The 4,291-nt window shown below is 72.9% G+C and carries 5 protein-coding genes; 1 reads left to right on the forward strand and 4 read right to left on the reverse strand.

The annotated features are described in order from the left end of the window. The 4 genes from FV233_RS28280 to FV233_RS28295 form a co-directional block, all read right to left on the reverse strand. The coding region (locus tag FV233_RS28280; RefSeq protein WP_147899502.1) for an NfeD family protein at nucleotides 1-433 on the reverse strand (433 nt) is incomplete at its 3' end. Then, nucleotides 430-1,419, reverse strand: coding sequence for an SPFH domain-containing protein (locus tag FV233_RS28285; protein ID WP_147899503.1), 990 nt, complete (start codon nucleotides 1,417-1,419; stop codon nucleotides 430-432). The genes FV233_RS28285 and FV233_RS28280, both read right to left, overlap by 4 nt. 37 nt (nucleotides 1,420-1,456) lie before the next feature. Next, on the reverse strand, nucleotides 1,457-2,197 hold the full coding sequence (locus FV233_RS28290; protein ID WP_147899504.1) for a molybdopterin-dependent oxidoreductase: 741 nt from the start codon (nucleotides 2,195-2,197) through the stop codon (nucleotides 1,457-1,459). Further along, nucleotides 2,194-2,892: a cytochrome b/b6 domain-containing protein gene (locus FV233_RS28295; RefSeq protein ID WP_147899505.1), complete on the reverse strand. Its 699-nt coding sequence runs from the start codon at nucleotides 2,890-2,892 to the stop codon at nucleotides 2,194-2,196. Before FV233_RS28295 ends, FV233_RS28290 begins: the two co-directional genes overlap by 4 nt. Nucleotides 2,893-3,077: 185 nt before the next feature. Between FV233_RS28295 and FV233_RS28300 the strand changes: the two genes are divergently transcribed. Continuing rightward, on the forward strand, nucleotides 3,078-4,172 hold the full coding sequence (locus FV233_RS28300) for a glycosyltransferase family 4 protein (protein WP_147899506.1): 1,095 nt from the start codon (nucleotides 3,078-3,080) through the stop codon (nucleotides 4,170-4,172). The last annotated feature ends 119 nt before the right edge of the window (nucleotides 4,173-4,291 follow it).

Here is a 4,291-nt window from a genome sequence, read left to right on the forward strand (position 1 = left end):
CCCGCAGCACCGTCCCCGACAACCCGGCCACCCGCACCCGCGCCCCCGCCGGCAAATCCGGCCCTTCGATCCGCCAGAGCGTGTCGTCGAAGCGGATGCGGCCGGCGCCCTGGAGGATCGGCTCGGCGAGCACGCCCTCGCGGCCGATCAGGCCGCGGTCGGCGCGGTTGAGGGCGTCGCGGGAATCCGTGCGGCGGTGCAGGCGCGTGGCGAGGCCGACCAGGAGGACGGCCGTGGCCGCGAACAGCAGGGTCTGGCCCTGCCAGGGCATCGGGATCAGCGCCGCGGCGAGGCCGGTCGCCACGGCGGCGAGGCCGAGCCAGATCAGGAATACCCCCGGCGCCACGATCTCGGCGCCCGCCAGGACGAGGCCGCCGATCACCCAGCTCCAGGCCGGCCCGAGGGCCGCCAGGATCCCGAAGCCGTCGGTCATGGGGTTCCGGCCCGCGGAGCCGACACGTTGGGCGGCGAGCCGGCGCGCCGGGGCGGGGCGGCAGCCTCGCCGAAGACCGCGCGGGTGAGCTCGCCGATGCCGCCCAGCGTGCCCGCGAGCGCCGCCGCCTCGATCGGCACCACCACCACGCGCTGGTTCGGCGCGGTGGCCAACGCCCGCACCGCGTCGACGTATTTCTCCGCCACCAGAAAGTTGGCCGCCGCGATGTCGCCCTCGGCGATCGCCCGGCTGAGCATCCCGGTCGCCGCCGCCTCGGCCTCGGCCGAGCGCTCGCGCGCCTCGGCGTCGCGGAACGCGGCCTCCCGGCGGCCCTCCGCCTCCAGGATCGCCGATTGCTTGCGCCCCTCGGCCCGCAGGATCTCGGCGGCCCGCTGCCCCTCCGCCTCCAGGATCGAGGCGCGCTTCTCGCGCTCGGCCTTCATCTGCCGGGCCATGGCGCCGGCGAGGTCGGCCGGGGGCACGATGTCCTTGATTTCGATCCGGTTGATCTTGACGCCCCAGGGCGAGGCCGCCGCGTCCAGCACCCGCAGCAGGCGCTCGTTGATCTCGTCCCGGTGGGCGAGGAGCTGGTCGAGATCCATCGAGCCGACCACGGTGCGGATGTTGGTCATGGTCAGGGTGGTCATGGCCAGGTCGAGGTTCGAGACCTCGTAGGAGGCGCGGGCCGCGTCGAGCACCTGGTAGAACACCACCGCGTCGATCGTGACGCCGGCATTGTCGCGGGTGAAGGCCTGCTGGCTCGGGACGTCGACCACCTGCTCCATCACGTTCACCCGCCGGCCGACGCGCTCGACGAACGGGATGATCAGGCCGAGGCCCGATTCGAGGGTGCGGTTGTAGCGGCCGAACCGCTCGACCGTGAAGACGTGGCCCTGCGGGATCATCTTCACGCCGGCCGCCAGCGTGACCACCGCCAGCGCCGCCGCGCCGAGCGCGAACGTGCTCAGACCGATCGTGAGATCCATGAAGCCCCTCCCCGGCCGCACGGCGTCGACGGGCGGCTCAGATGCCAGCGTACCAGCTGAACCCGAGGCCCGCGACCATGCTGCCGCGGCCGTGGCCGATGCCGTCGACGCGGTCCACAGCCTCGATGCTGGCGAGGTATTTCAAGGACTTGTAGCCGAGCTGTCGCTCCACCCGGAGGCGAACCGGGGCGCCGTGGGCCACCGGCAGGTCGGCGCCGTTCATGCCGTAGGCCAGGATGGTCTGCGGGTGGAGGGCGTCGAACAGGTCGTAGCTGTCCCACCAGCCGTCGACGCTGCGCATCACCACGTAGCGCGCCTCCGGGCGCATCCCGGCGGCGGCGAGCACCAGGGACAGCGGAACGCCGGTCCACTGGCCGATCGCCGACCAGCCCTGCTCGCAGGAATGGAGCGTGATCTGCGTGCGCGCCGGCATCGCCTTCAGCGCGGCGAGCGAGAACGCCCCAGGCCGCTCGACGAGGCCCGTGACCGGCAGGCGCCAATCCGAGAAGCCCTGCGCCTTCGAGCGGCGATAGGCCGGGTCGTCGGGGTCGGTGGTGTTGATGGTCGGGAACACCGCCGAGATCGCCTCGGGGCCGAATTCCCGGGCGAGCGGCTGGCGCGCCAGCAGCAGGCGCTGCCCCGCGAAGGTCAGCCAGTCGCTCAACCCGTAGGGATTGGGGCGCAGCTGCGGCGCGCCGGGATCGCAGCCGCCGACGAGGCCGGCCGCGCCGATCCCGGCGGTCCCGACGATCAGGCGGCGACGGGTCAGCGCGCTCATGGGTTCTCCTCCGCGTTGCCGGCACGCCCGGCGATCATGCCGCGCATGAGGTCCAGCGGCCGGTTCGCCAACACCTGCCAGATGTGGATGGCGAGGAACGCGACCATCGCGAAGGCCGCCAGGAAGTGGATCGTCCGGGCCGATTGCCGCCCGCCGAACAGCGTGAACAGCTCAGGCCAGGCCGCGGTGACGCCGGGCGACATGGTCAGGCCGCTGAGCAGCATCAGCGGCGCGAGCACCAGCAGGACGACGAGGTAGGCGAGCTTCTGGAGCGCGTTGTAGCGGCCGGTCGCCGGCGCCCCGCCGCGCAGGCGCAGATGCGACCGGACCTCGCCGGCGAGCGCCCGCGGCCGGATCTCGGCCGGCTCCGGCAGCAGGCGCCGCCGCAGATGCCCGCGCAGCAGCGCCAGGGCCAGGTAGGCGGCCCCGTTGAGGACGAAGATCCAGGCGGCCAGGAAGTGCAGGTTGCGCGCCCAGCCGGTCTGCTCGAGGTTCACCGGCAGCGGCAGGGCGATCCAGGCCGGCGCGTCGTTGGCCCCGGTCTCGCCCCAGAACAGCTTCGGCAGGGCGAGCAGGATCGCGGTGCCGCTGACCATCAGCGCCAAGGTCGCGGCGGCGCCGGTCCAGTGGGTCAGGCGGACCCAGGCGGGGTGGCGCACCCGGCTGAATGGTCGACCTCGCGTCTCGATCATCATCGGTTCAGACCGCAGCCCTTATGACGGTGGGAACGCGCTGCGTCCGTCGTCGCTCCCGGCGTCGATGACGCAACGCTTGATGAAGAAAAGATGGGCATGATACCCGCCACGCTCGCTGCGGACGAAATTCCTTTCGCTTCGCTGCGGCCGGCAAAGATCCCCACACAACCGGATTCGGTGCGCGCGTGAAGATCGCTGTCCTGGCACATCTGAAGTACCCGATCGGCCAGCCCTATGCCGGCGGTCTGGAGATGCACACGCATCTGCTGACCGTGGCGTTGAAGCGGCGCGGGCACGATGTGACGCTGTTCGCCAGCCGGGGCTCGGACCCGGCGCTCGAACCGGTGATGCTGTGCGACCCGACCGGCGACGCCGTGGCGGATCCCGAGCGCGAGGAGGCGATCGACGCGGCCGAGTACGACGCCTACCGGCGGATGATGGAGCTGGTCGCGGCCGGCGGGTTCGACCTCGTGCACAACAACGCGCTGCACGCCCTGCCCCTGCAGATGAGCGCCCGGCTCGGGCTGCCCTGGGTCACGGTGCTGCACACCCCGCCCTTCGACGCCCTGGTCTCCGGCGTGGTGCAGGCCGATCCCGACATGGCCTTCCTGGCGGTCTCGCCCTCGCTCGCCCAGGAATGGCAATCGCTCGTGCCCGGCGCGCAGGTGGTCGACAACGGCGTCGACCTCTCGACCTTCGCGTATTCGGAGACTCCCGACGCTCCGCCCTTCGCGTTCTGGTCCGGCCGGATCGTACCCGAGAAGGGGCTTCACCTCGCCATCGACGCCGCCCGCGCGGCCGGGCTGCCGCTGACCTTCGCGGGCCCCAAGCTCAATCCCGGCTACTGGGCGGCCGAGATCGCCCCGCGGCTCGGGCCCGACCTGACCCATCTCGGCCACCTCTCGCACCGGGACCTCGCGCACCATCTCGGCCGCGCCCGGGTGGCGATCGTGTCGCCGCGCTGGGAGGAGCCGTTCGGCCTCGTGGTCGCCGAGGCGCTCGCCTGCGGCACGCCGGTGGCCGCCTTCCGCCGGGGCGCGATGCCCGACATCCTCGACGCCCAGTGCGGCCGCCTCGCCCGGCCGGACGATTCACAGGACCTCGCCGTGGCGATCCGGGACGCCGGCGGCCTGTCGCGCCGGGCCTGCCGCGACCGGGCCGAGGCCCTCTACGACGCCGCCGCCATGACCGATCGCTATCTCGAGAGCTACGATGCCGTGATGGCGCGCTGCGCCGAGCGGGCGCAGCCGACGCTACGGGTGGCCGGCGGGCGGGCGTAACGGAGACCGGCGGGGGCCTGCCTGGCAGAGCGGGCCGGGATGTTCGCACGCCGTCTTCCGGATGTCGGCGCCATCGCCCGCCGCGCTCTCCCTCCCCACTCTGTGGGGGAGGGTGGGCC

This window comes from Methylobacterium sp. WL7 (genome assembly GCF_008040085.1).
GTDB lineage: Bacteria > Pseudomonadota > Alphaproteobacteria > Rhizobiales > Beijerinckiaceae > Methylobacterium > Methylobacterium mesophilicum.

Bases quoted from the DNA above. Each gene is read 5' to 3' on its own strand.
- FV233_RS28290 (WP_147899504.1), bottom strand. From the start codon at position 2,197: ATGAGCGCGCTGACCCGTCGCCGCCTGATCGTCGGGACCGCCGGGATC.
- FV233_RS28285 (WP_147899503.1), bottom strand. From the start codon at position 1,419: ATGGATCTCACGATCGGTCTGAGCACGTTCGCGCTCGGCGCGGCGGCG.
- FV233_RS28295 (WP_147899505.1), bottom strand. From the start codon at position 2,892: ATGATGATCGAGACGCGAGGTCGACCATTCAGCCGGGTGCGCCACCCC.